This is a genomic window from Halobaculum sp. MBLA0143 (assembly GCF_041361465.1).
Taxonomy (GTDB): domain Archaea; phylum Halobacteriota; class Halobacteria; order Halobacteriales; family Haloferacaceae; genus JAHENP01.
In genome coordinates this window covers 2,227,171-2,245,473 of sequence record NZ_JBGKAC010000001.1, presented here as the reverse complement: position 1 = coordinate 2,245,473, position 18,303 = coordinate 2,227,171, and the positions used below count along the sequence as shown (strand labels likewise).

Below are 18,303 nucleotides of genomic sequence, written 5' to 3'. Positions count from 1 at the left end.
TCACACGTCCGCGTGTGCCGCGGTTCGCCTACCCCTGTCCCGACTGTCGCACGACCAACAGCCTCCACGACACCGGCTGTGAGTTCGAGGGGACAGACTGGCACGAGATCGAGCGCGCCTACACGGACCTGTTGTCCGTGCTCGTGGACGAGACGGTGCCGGAGTCGACACTCAGACACGCGATCCCCGGCGGCCCGGACGCCTGGTCCGGCCTCCACCGCGCCGCACTGGACCTGCTCCAACGGGAGGGCCGGCTCGCCGAGGCGGACGCCGGACTGGATCTGCTGTCCGGCGAGGCGTACCGGGAGGCGGTGTCGGAGCCGACGACCGACCCCGTCGCCACGATCTACCGCGAGGGGTCGTACCCCGGTGCCCACGACAACGCCGTGTTCGCCATGATCGCCTTCTACGAGATGGTCGGCCTGTCGTGGGCCGAGACCCGCGAGAGTGTGATCGAGTGGCTCCGGGAGTCGGGCACCTGGGAGCGTGGCGGGTTCGAGGAGACCTCGCCCGCGGAGCTCGTCGACAAGAAGCGACACGTGTACGAGGCGGGCTACGGGTGGAAGGAGAAGGCGAAGGCCGCGAAACGCGTGATCGACGCCCACGGCTGACCGGCCGACCGTCGCCCGTTCGTCGTCGTTTCGTCCGTTACTCGTCTGCCGTCGTTTCGTCCGTTACTCGTCTCCCCTTCTCTCGTTCGCTGCCCGTCCGTCACCCGACCGTCGCCGCTCTGTCGTCTCCAGTTCGGTGGCCCCGAAACGGATTTACTCGTCGGTGTGACATGGTGTGGTGCGTGCTGCCTACAGGGAAGACGAGTCCGTTCCGGGCGGCCAAGGTCGTTCTGGTGACGCTGGTTGCCGTCGCGGTCGTCGTCGGCCCGGCGGTCGTGCTCACGGGCGACGTGCGCGTGACGACGTACGGCGTGGACGACTCCGACGTGTTCACCGGCGTCGAGCGGCCGGACCGAGCCATCTCCGGCCAGGTCCCCGTCACCTTCCGGATCTCACAGGGCAGCGGTGTCGTCGAGGTGACGACCGCCACGCCCAGCGGCAGGACGATCGACTCCGCGAGCGTGTCGCCCACGGACGAGACCGTCAGACTCCACTGTAGCGTCCGCGGGCTGTGTGTCGTCCGGGCGGTCGCCGACGGCCGGATCGCCAGCGAGATCGTCGTCGACCTGGAGCTGGAGTACCTCCCCGACTACGAGCGGCTCCTCCCGGCGGCAGTGCCGCTCGCCCCGTCCGGCGACGGGACGGCCGTTCCCGCGTCGCGTGACACGCTCGCCGCCGACGTTTCGTAGAACTCTGGGTTACATGAGAACGCCGTGAGAAGGCGACGGACGTGACGGCTGGAACGTCCGGGTCGACACCCGACGGGGGTGTGGCGTCGTGAGCGTGGCCGACTCCACGACGGTCCGGCTGCCGACCGCGGCGGCGATGTACCGCTACGCGGTCGAGGCCGACGACCGCGTCGGCGTGACCTGTCCGACGACCGGGAGCGTGCGCGCGGCGCTGACAGCCGCGGAGACGGCGACGGCTCTCGTCTCGGTGTACGCCGCGCCCGCTGGACTCGACGGCCTGGGGTGGCCCGGCCGGTACCGACTCGCCGGCGCAGTCGAGCGCGGCGACGTCGACCTCGCCGTCGCTCGGACGGGCTCGGAGTGGCTGGCGTGGTCGGACGACTGGAGCGCGCGACCCCGCTGTCCCACCCGGAGGCTCGTGTCCGACGAGACCCGACTCACTCGGGGGCGACGACAGCCGTCACTCCCAGACGGTGTCGTAGCCAGCGTCACGGACGACACCGTCGGTGGGATCGTGGTAGTACGCGAGAGTGTGATACACGTCGGCGACAGCGAGGTCGTGGCGGCCGGGGTGTCTCGCCCGTGACTCCAACGCGCTCTGGGGCGAATAGAACTGAACCCGAGTGTTGTCGATCCGTGGCTGGCTGTCGAAGACACCCCCCGTCGCTATCCGCGGCAAGTCCGTGTTGCCAGGTAACACGCCCTGCTCACCATTGTTGTTCCCAATAGAACAGTAGAACGATTCAGTTGGTTCGGACTCGATGTGTCGATCAGTCCCGATACGGACTCGGGTCCGCTCTCCCAGACGACCACCTACACCGAGCCCTGCCTTGGTAGGCATGTTATCGCGCCCCAGTCACGCTCTTTTTCAGAACACTTAATACTATCTGCCCGGATGTTAACCATGTGTCTGAAAAACACAGTTCGAGCACGTCAAGAAGAGGTGTACTGGGATCAATCGCTGCCGCAGGCGCTACGTCTCTCGTTGGGTTCGGCTCCCAGCGTGTCGCGGGTGTCGAATCCACAGACGAGTGGAACTGCAGCACCGACTGTCCTGACACTGTGATCCGTGACGACGAGTTCTCTCCCGGTGGTGGCTACAAGGGTGGGTCTGCTATTCACTGGTTTAGCTCAGTCTACCTCGATACGAGGAACACGTGGGAGCACGAAATTTCGGTCTCTGTGGGTGCAGCCTCAACCGATCAGTACACCTACGGTGATGTGCTGCAGGGACAACAGTACAAGATCCAGGGGCCAGATGGAAGTATTCTAGCCCGAACAAGCAAGAATACGCACGGCGAGCACCCTGGACCGAACAGCGGAGAGATTGAACAGTGGACCGCCGCCGTCCTGAAGACCACCCTCTCAACACTGAGTAAGACCGCCGCTCCATCGTGGTTCTTCCTCGTCACGGACAAGCTCCGAAACAAACTCGGCCCAGTTGATGGCTTCGACTTAGGCGTTCCCCACGGATTCAAGCACACGAATACAGTCTCTATCAAGAGCTGGCGAGAGTGTACCTCCTTTCATCAGGTCCAGTATGAGAGTGACCTGTTCAGCCCCGAACTCAACGTTCGAACCTCCATCTCTGACCTAGTGACGGCGAGCAATGTGTACTTCTGGGACGACATCACTTACAGCCTGAGTGACTACTCACATCCCTCCAGTCTGGACGACCCGACTCGCCTGACGGCAAGAGAGATGGAAGAACTCCCGATCCGCCGGGTTCCTGAAGACGAGCGGTTGACGACGGTCGTAGACGGAGAGAGGCACGAAGTCACGCACGTTGCTACGGAGTGCCCGTTCAAGAACGTCGAAGTGAGCCACTCTAGAAGAAAAGAACGCAGGAGAGCCGACTGATCGGGAGAGACTCACTCGGTTGAGGTCTCTGTCGTCGGCGGTTCGCAGGTGTCAGAGTACCCGTGGGCGGTCAGAATCTCGTCAGGGTACACGTCCGCGTGGAGGGCGAAACAAGCCATCTCGCCGTAGTCTCCGTCGTCGCCGACCAACGCGAACGAGTCCGACGACGCTTCGAGTCGCTGTCCGTTGACGACCGTGCTGAAGCGGCCCTCGTAGTAGACCCTGTCACCCATCCAGTCGCGTCGTATCTGCACCACTCTGTGCCCGTGTTCGCTTTCGACGGGGATGGTGCTATCGTACACAATCTCTTCTCCCTTGACGACTGTCACGTCGACTGTCACGTCTGTGTCTGCGTAGTTGGTGATCTCGATTTGCTGGAGCCCGAGTGGTGGGTCGCCGCCGCTGAGACACCCGGCTGTCGCCACTGCGCCGCAGGCAGCCAGCACTCGTCTGCGGGTGAGCGCTTCGCGCATTTACACGGATTCGCTTCCACCAGGTTAATTGTATTTTGGTCTCACATAACGATGCGCCCGAGACGAGCACAGTCGATGGGCATTCCGATTACCGGACGGGCGTGGCAACACACAGTTGACCGTCGCGGCGGGGTTGTTCGCAAGGCCGTCGAGTGGGATCTCCGGAGAACCGCCGGCGACAACGCGACCACGTCGCCGTCTGACACGCCGCAAACGCCCACAGACAAATCGAACGATCCGGACTGACTGGACCACCCTCGCGGACGATCTGGAACGGGCATTTGAAAAACCGTGGCGCGCAACGGAGTAGTATGTCAACGGAGACCACAGACGCCGACGCGGAGCCGACGGCCTACGACCGACTGCTCGACCGGTACGAGCGGATGAGCGCCGTCGCGTCGGCGGCGGGCGTCCTCCAGTGGGACCAACAGGTGACGATGCCGGAGGGGGGTACTCCGGCCCGTTCGAAGGAGCTGTCGACGCTGTCGTCCATCGGCCACGACCTCCTGACGGACGACGAGATGGCCGAACTGCTGGAGACGGCGGAGGCGGGCGACCTGGACGACGAGCAGGCGGCGGCAGTGCGGGAGGTCCGTCGGGAGTTCGACCGCGAGGCGTCGAAGCCCCGCGAGCTGGTGGAGGAGATCTCCGAGACCTCCTCGGAGGCGCTGTCCGCCTGGGAGGAGGCGAAGGCGAACGACGACTTCGAGACGTTCGCGCCGTACCTGGAGGAGCTCGTCGAACTCCGCCGGGAGGAGGCGGCCGCTATCGACGACGACCGCGACCCGTACGCCGTCTTGTTCGAGGAGTACGAGCCGTACCTCTCTCTCGACCGAGCCGAGCGTATCCTCGAACGGCTGAAGGAGGCGCTCGTGCCGATGATCGACGAGATTGCCGACAGCGACGCCGACGTGACCACCGACGCCTTCTCCGGCACGTACGACACGGACGACCAGGAGGCGTTCTCGCGGGACGTGTTGTCCACGCTGGGGTACGACTGGGAGCGCGGACGCCTCGACACCTCCTCGCACCCGTTCACCTCCGGCAACCAGCACGACTGCCGTGTCACGACTCGGTTCGACGAGTCCGACCCGCTCGGCGGACTGACGGCGACCGTCCACGAGTTCGGGCACGCCTTCTACAACCTCGGCCTCCCCCAGGATCGCTGGGGGACACCGTTGGGTGAGTCGCGCGACCTGTCCGTCCACGAGAGCCAGTCACGACTGTGGGAGAACCACGTCGGCCGGACGGAGGCGTTCTGGGAGCAGATCATCCCCGCGTTCGCGGAGTACTTCGACACGGACGCCACCGCCCGAGAGGCGTACGAGTCCGTCAATCAGGTGTACGACGACAACCTGATCCGGGTGGAGGCGGACGAACTCACCTACCACCTCCACATCGTCATCCGGTTCGAGATCGAACGCGACCTGATCCGTGGCGACCTCGACGTCTCGGAGGTGCCCGAGGTGTGGAACGACAAGTACGAGGAGTACCTCGGAATTCGGCCGGAGACGGACGCGGAGGGGTGTCTCCAGGACATCCACTGGAGCCACGGCAACTTCGGTTACTTCCCCACCTACTCGCTGGGCTCCGTGATGGCGACACAGCTGTTCGACGCCGCCGAAGACGACCTGGGTGACCTCACTGAGGAGATCGGCGACGCCGAGTTCGGCCGGCTCCAGGAGTGGCTCCGCGAGAACGTCCACCGCCACGGCGCCCGCTACCAGACGAACGAACTCGTCGCCCAGGCGACCGGCGAGGAGCTCACCGCCGACGCCTTCCTCTCGTACGTCCGCGAGAAGTACGGCGCGCTGTACGACCTCGAGGAGTCGGTGTAGCTCACCGTCCCGCGGACCCGACGGGCACGGCTCGGTCGCCCGGCGCCACCCGCGACCGTCAGACTCAGGCGCGTCGCTCCCCGAGCCGGCGCCAGTGCGCGAGTTCTCTGCCGACTACCTCGACCGCACGCGCCGCGGGATGTGGGCCGACAGCCGAGCGGCGCTGGCGGACCTCTCCCTGTCGAGCCGGCAGCGAGTTCTCGACGTCGGCTGTGGCACCGGCGAGCTGACGGCCGTGCTGGCCGAGGAGACCGGCGGCACCGTCGTCGGCGTCGACGCCGACACCGAACTGTTGACCACGGCCCGTGACCGGTCGAGAGACGGGATCGACGGCTACGCCGCCGGCGACGCCGTCCGACTCCCGTTCGCCGCCGACAGCTTCGATCTGGTCGTCTGTCAGGCGTTGCTGGTCAACCTCCCGGAGCCCCCGGCGGCGCTCCGGGAGTTCGCCCGGGTCTCTCGTGATCTGGTGGCGGCGGTGGAGCCGGACAACGCCGACGTGGCCGTCTCCTCGACCGTCGAGACGGAGGCGTCGCTGGAGGCGGAGGCGCGAGCGGCGTTCGTCGACGGGGTCGCCACGGACGTGACCACCGCCGACCTGACGGAGACGTTCGCGGCGGCGGGGCTGTCTGCCGTCTCCACCCGTCGCTACCACCACGAGAAACGCGTGACGCCGCCGTACTCCGAGACGGACCTGGAGGGGGCGACCCGGAAGGCGACCGGCGCCGCGCTCGCCAGCCACGAGACTGAGCTCCGCCGGGCGCTGTCCCCGACCGCCTACGACGACCTCCGACAGCGCTGGCGGGCGATGGGCCGCGACGTGGTCGAACAGATGCAGACCGACGACTACGAGCGCGTGGAGGTCGTACCGTTCGACGTGACTGTCGGGCGAGTGTGAGGAGACTACTGCTCGAACTGCGTCAGCGATCCCACCGGCGCGTCCGTCTGGCGTTCGGCCCGCTGGACGCCCTCGTCGCCGACCGCGATCAGCGCGAACACGCCCGTCACCTCGCCGCCCGCCCGCTCGACGATGTCTAACAACAGTTCCTGTGTCTCGCCCGACCGGATCAGGTCGTCCACGACGAGCACCGTCTCCCCGTCGTTGACGGCGTCGGCCGGGAGGTAGTACGTCAGCTCGATCCCGGACGCGAGCCGTTGGCGCGACTCCACGAACTCCTCTACGGCGGTCTCCTTCGACTTCTTGGCGTACGCCACCCGGGCGTCGAAGTGCGAGGCCATCGCCGCGCCGAGGGTGATCCCGTCCGTCGCGGCCGTCAACACCACGTCCGGCCGTTCGAACCCCAGGCGTTCGGCCGCGACCGGGGCGACGAGATCCAAGAACGACTGGTCGAACACGACCGCAGAGTTGTCCACGTACCCCTCGTCGTCGAACGACACCCGTTCGCGCAGTTCCGTCGCCAGCGCCTCCCGACCGACCCCGGCGACGACCGCCTCCGCCCGGTCGGCGCCCGGCAGGACGTGCCCGTTGACGTAGCGGTTGAGGTCGCCCGCCGGCAGCCCGGTCAGCTCTGCCAACTCCTCGTACGTCCGAGTCTCCTTCAGCGTCCGCAACACGGCGACCGCCCGCAGTTGGAGAGTCGCCTTCTCTGCTCTGTTCATGCCGGTGTTGGACGGTTGCACAAGCTTGAACACGTCGGATCGACGCGACCCGGCGCTGGACACGCCCGTGTGCGATACCACAGGGAGCACGCCCGTGCACGACCCGGCGACGGAGACGCCCGTGTGCGACCCGGCGACGGAGACGCCCGTGTGCGACCCGACGGGTCGAAGTGAACGCGCGTCGTACCGCGGGGCGTGCCCGACCACCTCCCGCGGCTCGCGGACGACGCCTCCGCCGTCGCCGATGTCCGCGAGGCGCTCGTCGACTGGTACGAGACGGACCACCGTTCGTTCCCCTGGCGGGAGACGACCGACCCCTACGCCGTGCTCGTCTCGGAGGTGATGAGCCAACAGACCCAGCTCTCCCGGGTGGTCGACGCCTACGAGGCCTTCTTGGACCGCTGGCCGACCGTCGAGGAGCTGGCGGCCGACGACCGCGCCGCCGTCGTCGCCTTCTGGTCGGACCACTCGCTGGGCTACAACAACCGTGCGAAGTACCTCCACGAGGCCGCCGGCCAGGTGGTCGACGACCACGACGGCGAGTTCCCCCGCGACCCCGACGGACTCCAGGAGCTGATGGGCGTCGGGCCGTACACCGCCAACGCCGTCGCATCCTTCGCGTTCGACAACGGCGACGCCGTCGTCGACACGAACGTGAAACGAGTGCTACACCGTGCGTTCGACGTACCGGACGACGACGACGCCTTCGAACGGGCCGCGAACGAACTGATGCCCGCCGGGGAGTCGCGGGTCTGGAACAACGCGATCATGGAACTGGGTGGTGTCGCCTGCGAGTCGACGCCGCGGTGTGACGAAGAGGGGTGCCCGTGGCGCCGGTGGTGTGGCGCCTACGAGACCGGCGACTTCACCGCGCCGGACGTGCCCGAACAGCCGTCGTTCGAGGGGAGTCGCCGCCAGATGCGCGGCCGGGTCGTCGGCGTCCTGGGTGAACACGGCCCGTTGGCGTTGGACACCCTCGGTCCACGCGTCCGCGTCGACTACACACCCGACGGCGACCACGGCCGCGAGTGGCTCCGCGGGCTGGTCTCGGATCTGGCCGACGACGGACTGGTGGACCTCGAACGACGGGACGGGGAGCTCGTCGCCCGGCTGCGTCAGTGAGGGTAGACCGACGCCCGGACTCCCGCGGCGAGTAGTTCTGACCCACGAATTCTAACTGAGTGGGAGCAGCCTTTACACTCCCCCACCACGACCGTACGAGTGTGACCAGTGAACTACAGACAGACGAACGAGGGCGAGTGACGATTCCCAAGGAGACGCGCGAGCAGTACGGAGACAGATTCAGACTCGTGGAGTTGGACAACGGCATCAAACTCGTTCCGATCCCGGACGACCCAGTGGAGGCACTCCGCGCCGCCGGATCGGCGGAGCTCCGTTCGGCGTCACTCGACGAACTCGAAGCCGCAGCCAGCGAGACGGCACGCGACGAGAGCAGCGAACATGTACGCTGATCTCGACTTCTGGCTGGCACTCCTGAAAGACGACGACTGGCTCGCCGCCCGTGCCGAGCGGATTCTCGACGAACACGAGGGGGAACTCACCGTCTCGCTGGCGACGTTCGTCGAACTGTTTCTGGTCGAAGAGCGGTTCGGATTCGACCGTGAGCGTGCCATCACTGCGATACTCGAACTGGCGACGTTCCCGGGAGACCCAACGGTCGTGTACCAGGCGTCACAGAACGTCGAGAGAGGCCTGTCACCGTTCGACGCGTTCCACGCCGCGCTCTCCGAGGGGCGTATCGTCTCCAGTGACGGTGTGTACGACGACCTCGGCGGTGTGACGCGTATCCAACTCGACCCCGACGAATAGAGCCGTCGAGAACTACACACCCGACGGCGACCACGGCCGCGAGTGGCTCCGCGGGCTCGTCACCGACCTCGCGGACGACGGGCTCGTCGCCGTCGAGGAACGAGACGGGGAGACGCTGGCGTGGCTGCGGGAGTGAGCCGTCCCTCCTCTCGCCACGGGATTCGTTCACACGCCGGTGTCGATCCACAACTGGTTTACAGCAGTGTGGCGCTCGGACGGGTATGCCAGAGTGCCAGAACTGCGGCTCTTTCGTGACGGAGCGGTACGTGAAGGTGTTCGAGCCCGAGGGGATCACCAGCCCCCGGGCGTGTCCTCACTGTGAGGACATGGTCCGGCGGGGGAAGAAGGTCCGAGAGAAGAAGAACTGAACACGGGTACACTTACGTCGTTGCCGCCGTCACTCGTCGCTGTGACCCGCCCTCCAGACGACGACCCCGACTACCACGCACTGATCGAACACTACACCCCCGACGGCGCGCTCGGACGGCTCCTGTTCGGGCTGCTCGTGGGGAGCGTCGGAGCCGGGACGGCGTTGATCGGACTGGCCGGCGTGTTCGCCGGCACGGTGTCGGCGTTCCTCGTCGGGGTCGCCGGGCTGCTCGTCGGCGTCCCCTTGTTCGTCGTCGGGCTCGCGGCGCTGTGGCCCGTCTACCTCTCGGTCATCGGCAACCTCCGGGAGCCGGCCGCCTACGGCGTCGGCGACGGGTTGGAGACGCCCGAAGCCGACCCGGAGGAGATCCTCCAACGCCGCTACGCAGCCGGCGAGCTCACCCGCGAGGAGTTCGAGCGCCGACTGGACGACGTGTTCGCGGCCCGCGAAGCGCCCGGTGAACGAGTGACCGCAGACGACGCCCCCGACGAGGAACGACTCCAGTCGACCAGACGCGAGGCACGCCGCCGGCGAGAACGCGAGTCCGAGGGCGTCTGACGGCGACTACGCCTGCCCGTACACCGGGACGGCGGCACCACTCGTCACGTCCGCGGCGTCCGAACAGAGGAACAACATCACGTCCGCGACTTCTGCCGGCTGGACCCAGTCGTCGCTCGGCTCCATCATGTCGCGGTTCATCGGCGTGTCCAACACGGACGGCATCACGGCGTTCGCCCGGACGCTGCCGAGGTTCTCCTCGGCGATGGACTCCGTCAGGAGCCGGACGCCGGCCTTGCTCGCCCGGTAGGGGGCGTCACCCTCGCCACCCTCCAGGGACGACTCCGCCGACACGGAGACGATCGCGCCGTCCGTCTCCCGGAGGTGTGGGATCGCGTGTTTCGACGCCAGGAACGCCGTCTTCAGGTTCACGTCGAACAACATGTCGAACGTCTCGACGGGCGTCTCGTCGACGGGGTCGCCGCCGCGCCACGTCCCCGCCACATTGAGCAGGTGGTCCAGTCGGCCGTGTTCCGCGACGACCGCCGCCACTGTCTCTCCGACCGCCTCCTCGTCCGTGAAGTCCGTCCGGTGGAAGCTGTCGACCGTCTCCCGGTCCAAGAGGCTGTCGTCGCTGTCGACGTCTACCACGTCTGCGGCCGCGACCGTCGCTCCCGCGTCGGCGAACGCGGCCGCCGCGGCGCTCCCGAGCGCGCCGCACGCGCCCGTGATCAGTGCCACCGTGCCGTCGAAGTCGTACGAGACGGACATACCGACACCTAACGCTCCGGCGACTTGAACGGACTGACGTGAGAAAGCGGATACGCGCCGCAACTGCAGCGCGTGCCGCCTTGAGTTGGTCCCCGCTGACGCTTCGGCCCTCCAAGCGAAGCGTCGTATGGTATGACAGACGCCATCGGTTTAGGACTGTCGGCAGGTGGCGCGGGACTGTGACTGTCGGCGAACGGTGCGCGGTCGCCTCCCCGAGCGAAGCGGTGGTATCTGGCTGTTTCGCTTCGACACCTCTGCGCGTGTGTCGAGTACACGCCACCAGAACGGGCCGTCTCGTAGAGCGGACCGAGCCGGAACACACGTCCCGACGCCGTGCTCGGACCGACTGTGGGTTCACAGACAGACAACTCCGACGAGCAGGAACGCCGGAGCACGGTCCGCTCGGGAACGACGACGTAGACAGTCGACGCCCGGTGCGTTCCGACCCCACCCCGAGCGCCGGGGTGGTAGCGCGAGGGAGCGACGGTGGCTCACGCGAGAGCCTCGGGGCTCGGCCCCGAGGCGGTCTACATGTGTTCTTCCTCCAGCGCCCACCCGAGCGCCCGTTTGTAGTAGGTGAACATCTCGCGGACACCCTCGTGGTTCATCTCCTCGGCGTCGAGCTGTTCTTCGAGAAACTCGTACTGCTCGCGGATCTCCTCTTCGTCACGCATACCCCGGTGTAACGACCGGAGTGTAATCAACGCTGGCGGTCGCGCCCGGCCTCAGGCGGGCGCGGTCACGGAGGCGTTCGTCGTCCCGTCGTCGGACTGCCGCTGGAGGAACTGCTGGTACGTGTCTTCATCGACCACGACTACCTGGAAGTACATCTTCGAGTGCCCCTGGCCACAGTACTCCGCACAGTAGCCCTGGAAGACACCGGTCTCTAGGGGGACCGTGCGGATCGTGTTGTTCTGGCCCGGGATCGCGTCCTGCTTGAGCCCCATCTTCGGGACGTGGACGGCGTGGATCACGTCCTCCGAGGTGGTGGTGATGTACAGGGGTTCACCCTTCTGTGCCACGATTATGGGCCCGGATACGTCGTTCTCCTCCACGACGTCCAAGTTCACGTCACGGGCGGTCAGCCGCGAGATGTTCTCGCTCGGGTAGTTCATCTTCCAGTTCCACTGGTAGGCGACCGTCTCGACGTGGACGCCGTCCTCGCCGGGCTCCGGCTGGGTGTAGGTCACGTCCTCGTTGGCCAGGACGCCGTAGGAGGCGACACCGACGAACAGGAGGATCACGGCCGTCGCCACCGTCCAGGTGATCTCCAGGCGACGATTCTCCTTCGTCTCCTTGGCCTCGTCGGCGTTCCGGAACTTCAACACGGTGTAGATCAGGATCGCCTCGACGAGGATCGTGATCGGGATCGCCACCCACAGCAGCCGGGCGTTGAGCCCGTCGATCAACTGCTGTGTCGTGGAGGTCTGTGCCGCCGCCGGCACCGCGAACAGCACCGTCGCGAGCGCCCCGACCAGTAGTCCTCGGGCGAGGCTCCCGAGTCGCGTCTCCGTCATTACGCCGCGCTTGGCGTAGGGTACGTAAATACCTACTGTTGTCCACCCCGCTCCCGTCCCGGGCTGTCACCGAGCTACCACGATCACGGTGACGGCGCCGTCACCACGCCGGCACACCCCTCGTACGGCCGCGTCGTCGCGCCGACGGCTCCCACGGTCGGGGTCCGAAGCGGGGGGTTGATATGTGGCCAGTTGGTAGCGCAGACGACCAACGATGGACCGTTTTCCGGCTCTCTTGGCGTCCACCGCGATGGGCGTCTACCTCCTGCTCGTCGTCGGAGCGACCACCGCCGTCACCGGTGCCGCCGACGCCTGTGTCGGCTGGCCGTTGTGTGACGGCGGGCTCGCAACCACCGGCCCGGCGCTCGTCGCGCTCGGTCACCGGGCGGTCGCCGCCGTCGTCGGCCTGTTCGTGCTCGTCACGGCCGCCGTCGCCGTCCGTGTGCGCCCGAGCCGTCGTGTCGCCGCCGCACTCGCGGCCGCGACGCTCCTGTTCCCGCTCCAGGCCGGTCTCGGCGCGTTCGTCGCCACTGCCGGCGGCGACACGGTGCTGGCGGCCGTCGCCGGCCTGTCGTTGACAGTTCGGACACTCCACCTCCTCGTCGGGCTCGCTATCTTCGGCGGGCTGCTGGCGGCGCTCGCCTGGGAGCTAGAGCGCCGCACCGGCGACCCGACCGACACGCCGACCGACCCACCCTCCGGCCCGGAGGAGGCAGACGCACCGCCGTTGTCCGAGCCGACCCGGCCGGACGTGCCGGCGTGGACCGACCGTCCGCTCCGGCGTGCCCGGCTGACCGCGACCGCCTACTACCGGCTCACGAAGCCCCGGCTGATGTGGCTGTTGTGTCTCGTCGCCGCCGCCGCGATGGCGCTGGCGGCCGGGCCGTCGCTGTCGGCCCGCACGGTCGCCGTCACGCTCGCCGGCGGCGCCCTCTCCATCGGCGCGTCCGGCACGTTCAATCACGTCCTAGAGCGCGACATCGACCGCCGGATGCAACGGACGAACGACCGCCCGCTGGCGGTCGATCTCGTCTCCGTCCCCAACGCCGTCGCGTTCGGTGTGGTCCTGTCGGCCCTGTCGCTCGGACTGTTCGCCACCGTCAACCTCCTGGCGGCCGTGCTCGGGCTCGTCGCCATCCTGTTCTACTCCGTCGTCTACACGCTCATCCTGAAGCCCAACACCGTCCAGAACACGGTCGTCGGCGGCGCCGCCGGCGCGCTGCCGGCGCTGATCGGCTGGGCCGCCGTCACCGGCACGGTCGGGCTCGGCGGGCTCGCCGTCGCGGCACTGATATTCCTGTGGACGCCCGCCCACTTCTACAACCTCGCACTCGCGTACGAGGACGACTACGAGCGGGCGGGCTTCCCGATGATGCCGGTCGTCCGCGGCGAGACGACCACCCGCCGGCACATCCTCTGGTACCTCGGGGCGACGCTGTCCGTCGCGGCCGCGCTCGTCGGGCTCACCCGGCTCGACACGCTGTACGCCGTCGTCGGCGTGTCGCTCGGTGCGGTGTTCCTCTGGGCCGTCGTCCGGCTCCACTACGAGCGCGACGAGTCGGCGGCGTTCCGGGCGTTCCACGCCTCCAACGCCTACCTCGGCACACTCCTGCTGGCGGCTGTCGTCGACGCGCTGGTGGTGTAGATGGCTACCCTCCCCAGCCCCCGGCGACTCCTCGCCGGCGCCGGCCTGCTCAACGTCCAGCTGGCGGCCGTGGTCGCGTACTTCGCGTTCACGGACGCGACACTCTCGTCGCCCGCGTTCACCTTCTACGGGCTCGTCTGGGTCGACGTCGCCTTGGTCGTGTTTCTCTGGTACGACCCGCCGGCCGGCGCCGGCTTCGCCGCGACCGCCGTCGCCGCCGGCTACGCCGCCCTGTTGGCCGTCTTCGGGGGGGTCGTCGGGCCGTCGTCGCCGGCCACGACCGGCGGCTGGCGGCTGGCGCTCCTCCCCCCGGGCTGGGGGCCCGCCGCCGTCTACGGCGGCCCCGAGGTCGCGGTCGCGTTGTTGCCCGCGAAGGTCCTGGGGTACGGGGCGCTCGTCTACCTCCTGTACGGCAGTCTGGCGGAGGCGTCGGCCTCGGGGCTCGCGGGGCTGCTCGGACTGTTCTCCTGTGTCTCCTGTTCGTTCCCGATCCTCGCCGGCGCGATCGCGTCGACCGTCGGCGGCGGTAGCGCCGTCGCCGCCGCCGCGACCGGGATCGGCTACGGCCCCTCGACGGTCGTGTTCCTCCTGTCGGTCGTGTTGTTGTGGTGGCGCCCGGGGTTCGACACGCTCGCCCGGCGCCGGTCGCCGTCCGAGTGACCGCTCGCAAAGCGTAAGCCTCCGCCGCCCCTCTTGTCTCGTATGCCAGCTCGGGCCGAGTTCCGCGACCGGGACACAGTGGAGGTAGCCGTCCTGGACGCGCTTGTCGGCCGCGCCGAGGACGGGATGACCGTCCTCGAACTGCGGTCGCACGTCGACGCCGACATCGATCGGATCGAGACCGCCCTGACGGCGCTGAAGTCGGACGGCCTGATTCGCGTCGAAGCCGACGACAACACCGTCTGGCTGTACCCGGACGACAGCGTCGTCCCGGACCCCGGGGAGACGGACGACGAGGAGCCCGGAATCGTGGAGTGGCTGCGCGGACTGCTCGGCTGACCCGGTCTCCGACTCGGGGGGGTTTTGCCGCTCGACCGCGTATCGCCGGCCGTGACCTCCGTCGGCGAGACCCACGAGACGTACGGCGCGACGTTCGAACGCCGCGACGGCCGCCGTCGCGTCGCCCACTACGGCCGCCCGGCCAGCGCCGCCCGCGCCGTCCGCAACGGTGTCGGTGCCTGTGAGACCAGCTACGGCGTCGTCCGCGTCACCGGTGACGACCGGGTCGAGTTCGTCGACGACGCCGTCTCCAACGAGGTTCCCCGCTCCGACGGGGAGGGGGTGTACGCACTCCTCCTCGACCCGCAGGGCGGGATCGAGACGGAGCTGTACGTCTACAACGCCGGCGAACGACTCCTCCTGTTCGTGCCGCCGGCACGGACGACCCCGCTCGTCGAAGACTGGTCCGGGAAAGTGTTCATCCAGGACGTGGAGATCGAGAACGTGACGGACGACCTCGCCGTGTTCGGCGTCCACGGCCCGAACGCGACGGAGAAGATCGCGTCTGTCCTCGGCGGTGCGCCCGCGCCCGAGCCCCGGCTGTCGTTCGTCCGCGGGTCGATGGCCGACTGTGGCGTCTCCGTGATCGCGTCGGACGCCCCGACCGGCGAGGAGGGGTACGAGGTGATCTGTGCCGACGACGACGCCAAGCGGGTGTTCGACACGTTGCTCACGCGGGGCATCAGCGCCGCCCCGTTCGGCTACCGCACCTGGGAGATCCTGACCGCCGAGGCCGGCACCCCCCTGTTCGAGTTCGAACTGGAGGGTAACCTCCCGAACGTCGCCGGCGTCCGCAACGGGCTCGACTTCGAGAAGGGGTGTTACGTCGGCCAGGAGGTGGTGTCGAAGGTGGAGAACCGTGGCCGACCCAGCCGGCGACTCGCCGGCCTACGCTTCGAGACGGATGTCGCGGTCGCGGACGACGAGACGGACGGCCTCCAGGCGGACGCGGCCGTCTTCCAGGGTGACAGCGCCGTCGGCGAGGTGACGCGTGCACTCCACTCGCCGACGCTCGACGCCGCGGTCGCGTTGGCGTACGTCGACTTCGACGCCGACGGCGACGTGACCGTCCGCGTCGACGGCACGGAGACCCCCGCCCGGCTCACCTCGCTCCCGCTCGTCGACACGCCGGAACGCTCCGCGCGCCTGCCGTCGTACCCCGCGACCGACGACTGAGTCTGACGACCGACTGCCACGGCCGACCGGCGACTGGCGACTGAGTCTGATGACCGACTGCCACGGCCGACCGGCGACTGGCGACTGAGTCTCCTACCGGCCCACCAGCTTCGCCAGGTTCTCCCGCGAGAAGAAGGAGCTGGGTTCGTCCATGTGGACGCCGATCTCCCCGGACAACAGCCGGAGTCCCAGCCGCTGGAGCGGCTCTGGCAGCGAGTACGCCCGCCGGACCCACCGGCCGAGTCTGATCTCGTTGGCCAGCTCCGACCGCCAGCCCGTCTCGTAGGCCGACAGCGTCCCGGGGTCGGTCGGGTCGATCACGTCCGCGGCCACGTCGGCGGCCCGCATCCCGTAGAGGATGCCGCCGCCGGTGAACGGCTTCGTCTGGCCGGCGGCGTCCCCCAACAGGAACACCCGTTCGTTCGTCGTCGACGCCGGCGGCCCGATGGGGATGGCGCCGGAACAGAACCGGTCCGTCTCGACGTCGTAGGCGGCCGTGAGCCGGTCGAACATCTCCGAGACGGAGTCGCCCGGCGGCGCAGCCAGCCCGTACTCCACCCCGGCGTCCCCGCGAGGGATACGCCAGGCGAAGAACCGTGGCGCCGTGAGGTGGACGTCGACGTGGTCGCCGTCGTCCGGCGCGTCGTCGAACGCCAACACGCCGTGGAGTCGTTCGTCCGGCTCCGGCAGCCCCACCTCCGTCCGGACCCGCGACACCGGGCCGTCCGCGCCCGCCAGCAGCTTGGCCTCGAACGCCGTCTGCCCGTCCGGTGTCGACACCGCCGCCGTCACGCGGTCGCTGTGCTCCCTGACCGCCGTGACGGTGTGGCCCTCGCGCACGTCTGCGCCGGCCGCCCGGGCGGCGTCCGCCAGCGTCCGGTCTAACTCCACGCGGTCGATCACGTTCGACACCGCCTCGCGCTTGTAGAAGCGGTGGGCGTCCGTCCCCGGGCCGCCGACGTGGAAGTCGGCGCCGTAGATCCGGTTCTGGAACAGTCGCTCGCGGGCCGACTCCGGGACGTACTCCCACAGGTCCGTCGACACGTGGCCGGAACACGCCAGCGGGTCACCCACCTCGCCCTTCTCCAGGGCGAGCACGTCGTAGCCCACGTCGGCGGCGCGCCGGGCGAAGCGCGCGCCGGCGGGACCGACACCGACGACGAGGAAGTCGTACATGAACCGCTGTTGCGGCCCGGTCCACATATGTCTCGTGGAACTGTGACGGGGTCGTGGTCAATCGTTGCAACGCCTGTCTCTGTGGTGTCCAGCTAGAGTCGAATGTCGAACGCAGCGGTGAACGCGACTACCGACTAGCACTCACTCGAACACTGCGAACTCGCTCGTTGTCTCACGCATAAGATGTATATGTCGAGTGAGCGAACTAGCAACTGATGACCACCGATCAAATACCCCGTGACCCTGTCCGGTTCGTCGTCGGCGTCGTCTTCGCGGCGACGCTGTCGACAGTTCTGGTCGGGATGATGTCGATGCCGGGGTTGCAGTGGGCGCTCGGCCGTGGCGACCCGGCAGCCAGGGTCGCGGTCGCTGTTGTCGTCGGCTACGGGTTCGTACTCGCCTGGCAGCTCCGGCAGTCCGACGGTGAGACGGCAGAGTCAAGCGGTCTCCAGATGCTCGGGAGGGGCTTGCTGGCGGTGACCATCTACTCCGGGATCGTCGCGTTCGCCGCGGTTGCCCTGCCGGCTGTCGGAAACTTACTCGGACTCTCCACGGACGCGGTCGTCTTCATGGGACTGTTCTACCCGTGGTGGGAGGAACTCACGACGCTGGATGCGCTCCCGGCACCGGTGCCACTCAGTGTCACTGGAGTGGCTGTCTACACTCTCGCGTCGCTGTTGCTCGCCCGACTCGCCGTCCGGAACGTTCTCCGATCGGATGACGGGGATAAGGACCCGAACGTCCGTCGTGGATCGGAACGGGTTGCGACTTGGCGGCGCTGGCCGACCGTATTCGTCAACCGCGACAGCCTGTTCGGCCGGTCGTCGTCGCGCTAACCGAACAGTTCGTTGATCTTCCCTCCGACGGCGGCGCCCCAGGGTGCGAGTGCGATGGAGACAACCGCTCCGACGTTACCGAGAAACGAGCCAAACAAGCTCACCGGAAGCACCGCGAGCAATAGGTGGATAGTGAGGCCGAGGGCGGATCCGGTTGAACCCAACAGGAGGCCCCACGTCACGGCGTACTTCGTCAGCCCTCGTAGCCGCTCAGTGTACGATCCATCGAAGTCGGACCTATAGGAGTCGCACCACTGTTCCCACTGCTCAAACCGAAGCGACCCCTCGCTATCTACCGAGTTCTCGCCACGCACCGTGTCCGAGTCGGCACTCTCGTGGCCCCGAGTAACGGTCTGCTCTTCCGACTCGGACATCTAAGTCGACACAACGCCCC

The 18,303-nt window shown here is 67.8% G+C and carries 23 protein-coding genes and 1 pseudogene; 17 read left to right on the top strand and 7 right to left on the bottom strand.

What is annotated here, in order from left to right; all coding sequences use genetic code 11:
• Window positions 1-14 precede the first annotated feature (14 nt).
• From RYH79_RS11625 to RYH79_RS11610, 4 genes are all read left to right on the top strand, one after another.
• The gene (locus RYH79_RS11625) at window positions 15-611 is read left to right on the top strand and encodes a DUF7474 family protein (RefSeq protein ID WP_370899277.1); all 597 of its coding nucleotides are present in this window, start codon (window positions 15-17) and stop codon (window positions 609-611) included.
• A 182-nt stretch (window positions 612-793) separates the two neighbouring features.
• Window positions 794-1,300 (top strand): hypothetical protein, encoded by a 507-nt coding sequence (locus RYH79_RS11620; RefSeq protein ID WP_370899275.1) that lies wholly within the window; start codon window positions 794-796, stop codon window positions 1,298-1,300.
• A gap of 88 nt (window positions 1,301-1,388) precedes the next feature.
• Entirely contained in the window at window positions 1,389-1,886 is a 498-nt protein-coding gene (locus RYH79_RS11615) for a hypothetical protein (RefSeq protein WP_370899273.1), read from the top strand.
• Window positions 1,887-2,206: 320 nt separating this feature from the next.
• Complete coding sequence (locus RYH79_RS11610) at window positions 2,207-3,160, top strand: hypothetical protein (protein ID WP_370899271.1); 954 nt, start codon at window positions 2,207-2,209, stop codon at window positions 3,158-3,160.
• An 11-nt stretch (window positions 3,161-3,171) separates the two neighbouring features.
• Here RYH79_RS11610 and RYH79_RS11605 read toward each other — a convergent pair whose 3' ends face one another.
• Entirely contained in the window at window positions 3,172-3,633 is a 462-nt protein-coding gene (locus tag RYH79_RS11605) for a hypothetical protein (RefSeq protein ID WP_370899269.1), read from the bottom strand.
• A gap of 311 nt (window positions 3,634-3,944) precedes the next feature.
• Between RYH79_RS11605 and RYH79_RS11600 the strand changes: the two genes are divergently transcribed.
• Together RYH79_RS11600 and RYH79_RS11595 are read left to right on the top strand one after the other, a co-directional pair.
• Entirely contained in the window at window positions 3,945-5,471 is a 1,527-nt protein-coding gene (locus tag RYH79_RS11600) for a carboxypeptidase M32 (RefSeq protein ID WP_370899267.1), read from the top strand.
• Window positions 5,472-5,565: 94 nt separating this feature from the next.
• A complete protein-coding gene (locus RYH79_RS11595; protein ID WP_370899265.1) occupies window positions 5,566-6,369 on the top strand; it encodes a class I SAM-dependent methyltransferase in 804 nt (267 codons plus the stop codon).
• 5 nt (window positions 6,370-6,374) lie between these two features.
• Here RYH79_RS11595 and RYH79_RS11590 read toward each other — a convergent pair whose 3' ends face one another.
• The gene (locus RYH79_RS11590; protein ID WP_370899263.1) at window positions 6,375-7,091 is read right to left on the bottom strand and encodes a phosphoribosyltransferase family protein; all 717 of its coding nucleotides are present in this window, start codon (window positions 7,089-7,091) and stop codon (window positions 6,375-6,377) included.
• A gap of 195 nt (window positions 7,092-7,286) precedes the next feature.
• Between RYH79_RS11590 and RYH79_RS11585 the strand changes: the two genes are divergently transcribed.
• From RYH79_RS11585 to RYH79_RS11560, 6 genes and pseudogenes are all read left to right on the top strand, one after another.
• Window positions 7,287-8,213 carry an HhH-GPD family protein gene (locus RYH79_RS11585; protein ID WP_370899261.1) on the top strand — a complete coding sequence of 309 codons (927 nt, stop codon included), beginning with the start codon at window positions 7,287-7,289 and terminating at the stop codon, window positions 8,211-8,213.
• 101 nt (window positions 8,214-8,314) lie between these two features.
• Window positions 8,315-8,563, top strand: a complete 249-nt coding sequence (locus RYH79_RS11580) for an AbrB/MazE/SpoVT family DNA-binding domain-containing protein (protein ID WP_370899259.1) — start codon at window positions 8,315-8,317, stop codon at window positions 8,561-8,563.
• Entirely contained in the window at window positions 8,553-8,921 is a 369-nt protein-coding gene (locus RYH79_RS11575) for a PIN domain-containing protein (protein ID WP_370899257.1), read from the top strand. Before RYH79_RS11580 ends, RYH79_RS11575 begins: the two co-directional genes overlap by 11 nt.
• Window positions 8,922-8,931: 10 nt before the next feature.
• Window positions 8,932-9,057 (top strand): annotated as a pseudogene (locus RYH79_RS11570) (HhH-GPD family protein); the annotation flags it as partial.
• 85 nt (window positions 9,058-9,142) lie between these two features.
• Window positions 9,143-9,289, top strand: coding sequence for a DUF7563 family protein (locus RYH79_RS11565; protein WP_370899255.1), 147 nt, complete (start codon window positions 9,143-9,145; stop codon window positions 9,287-9,289).
• A 41-nt stretch (window positions 9,290-9,330) separates the two neighbouring features.
• Window positions 9,331-9,849, top strand: coding sequence for an SHOCT domain-containing protein (locus RYH79_RS11560; protein WP_370899253.1), 519 nt, complete (start codon window positions 9,331-9,333; stop codon window positions 9,847-9,849).
• Window positions 9,850-9,855: 6 nt separating this feature from the next.
• Here the strand turns inward: RYH79_RS11560 and RYH79_RS11555 are convergent, their stop codons facing one another.
• From RYH79_RS11555 to coxB, 3 genes are all read right to left on the bottom strand, one after another.
• Window positions 9,856-10,560, bottom strand: coding sequence for an SDR family oxidoreductase (locus RYH79_RS11555; RefSeq protein ID WP_370899251.1), 705 nt, complete (start codon window positions 10,558-10,560; stop codon window positions 9,856-9,858).
• A 527-nt stretch (window positions 10,561-11,087) separates the two neighbouring features.
• The gene (locus tag RYH79_RS11550) at window positions 11,088-11,234 is read right to left on the bottom strand and encodes a DUF8555 family protein (RefSeq protein WP_370899249.1); all 147 of its coding nucleotides are present in this window, start codon (window positions 11,232-11,234) and stop codon (window positions 11,088-11,090) included.
• A gap of 51 nt (window positions 11,235-11,285) precedes the next feature.
• Window positions 11,286-12,077, bottom strand: coding sequence for a cytochrome c oxidase subunit II (gene coxB / locus RYH79_RS11545; protein WP_370899247.1), 792 nt, complete (start codon window positions 12,075-12,077; stop codon window positions 11,286-11,288).
• 214 nt (window positions 12,078-12,291) lie between these two features.
• On the opposite strand from coxB, the gene RYH79_RS11540 reads away from it, so the two are divergent.
• From RYH79_RS11540 to ygfZ, 4 genes are read left to right on the top strand one after another with little or no spacing between them, the layout of a single operon-like run.
• Window positions 12,292-13,722: a heme o synthase gene (locus tag RYH79_RS11540; RefSeq protein WP_370899245.1), complete on the top strand. Its 1,431-nt coding sequence runs from the start codon at window positions 12,292-12,294 to the stop codon at window positions 13,720-13,722.
• Window positions 13,723-14,382, top strand: a complete 660-nt coding sequence (locus tag RYH79_RS11535; protein ID WP_370899243.1) for a DUF7546 family protein — start codon at window positions 13,723-13,725, stop codon at window positions 14,380-14,382.
• A gap of 42 nt (window positions 14,383-14,424) precedes the next feature.
• Window positions 14,425-14,721, top strand: a complete 297-nt coding sequence (locus tag RYH79_RS11530) for a DUF6432 family protein (protein ID WP_370899241.1) — start codon at window positions 14,425-14,427, stop codon at window positions 14,719-14,721.
• A 51-nt stretch (window positions 14,722-14,772) separates the two neighbouring features.
• Window positions 14,773-15,897, top strand: coding sequence for a CAF17-like 4Fe-4S cluster assembly/insertion protein YgfZ (gene ygfZ, locus RYH79_RS11525; protein WP_370899239.1), 1,125 nt, complete (start codon window positions 14,773-14,775; stop codon window positions 15,895-15,897).
• 93 nt (window positions 15,898-15,990) lie between these two features.
• Here ygfZ and RYH79_RS11520 read toward each other — a convergent pair whose 3' ends face one another.
• Window positions 15,991-17,073: a geranylgeranyl reductase family protein gene (locus tag RYH79_RS11520; RefSeq protein ID WP_370899237.1), complete on the bottom strand. Its 1,083-nt coding sequence runs from the start codon at window positions 17,071-17,073 to the stop codon at window positions 15,991-15,993.
• 215 nt (window positions 17,074-17,288) lie between these two features.
• On the opposite strand from RYH79_RS11520, the gene RYH79_RS11515 reads away from it, so the two are divergent.
• The gene (locus tag RYH79_RS11515; RefSeq protein WP_370899235.1) at window positions 17,289-17,909 is read left to right on the top strand and encodes a hypothetical protein; all 621 of its coding nucleotides are present in this window, start codon (window positions 17,289-17,291) and stop codon (window positions 17,907-17,909) included.
• On the opposite strand, the gene RYH79_RS11510 is transcribed toward RYH79_RS11515, so the two are convergent.
• Entirely contained in the window at window positions 17,906-18,283 is a 378-nt protein-coding gene (locus RYH79_RS11510) for a hypothetical protein (protein ID WP_370899233.1), read from the bottom strand. The genes RYH79_RS11515 and RYH79_RS11510 overlap by 4 nt on opposite strands.
• Between the last annotated feature and the right edge of the window lie 20 nt (window positions 18,284-18,303).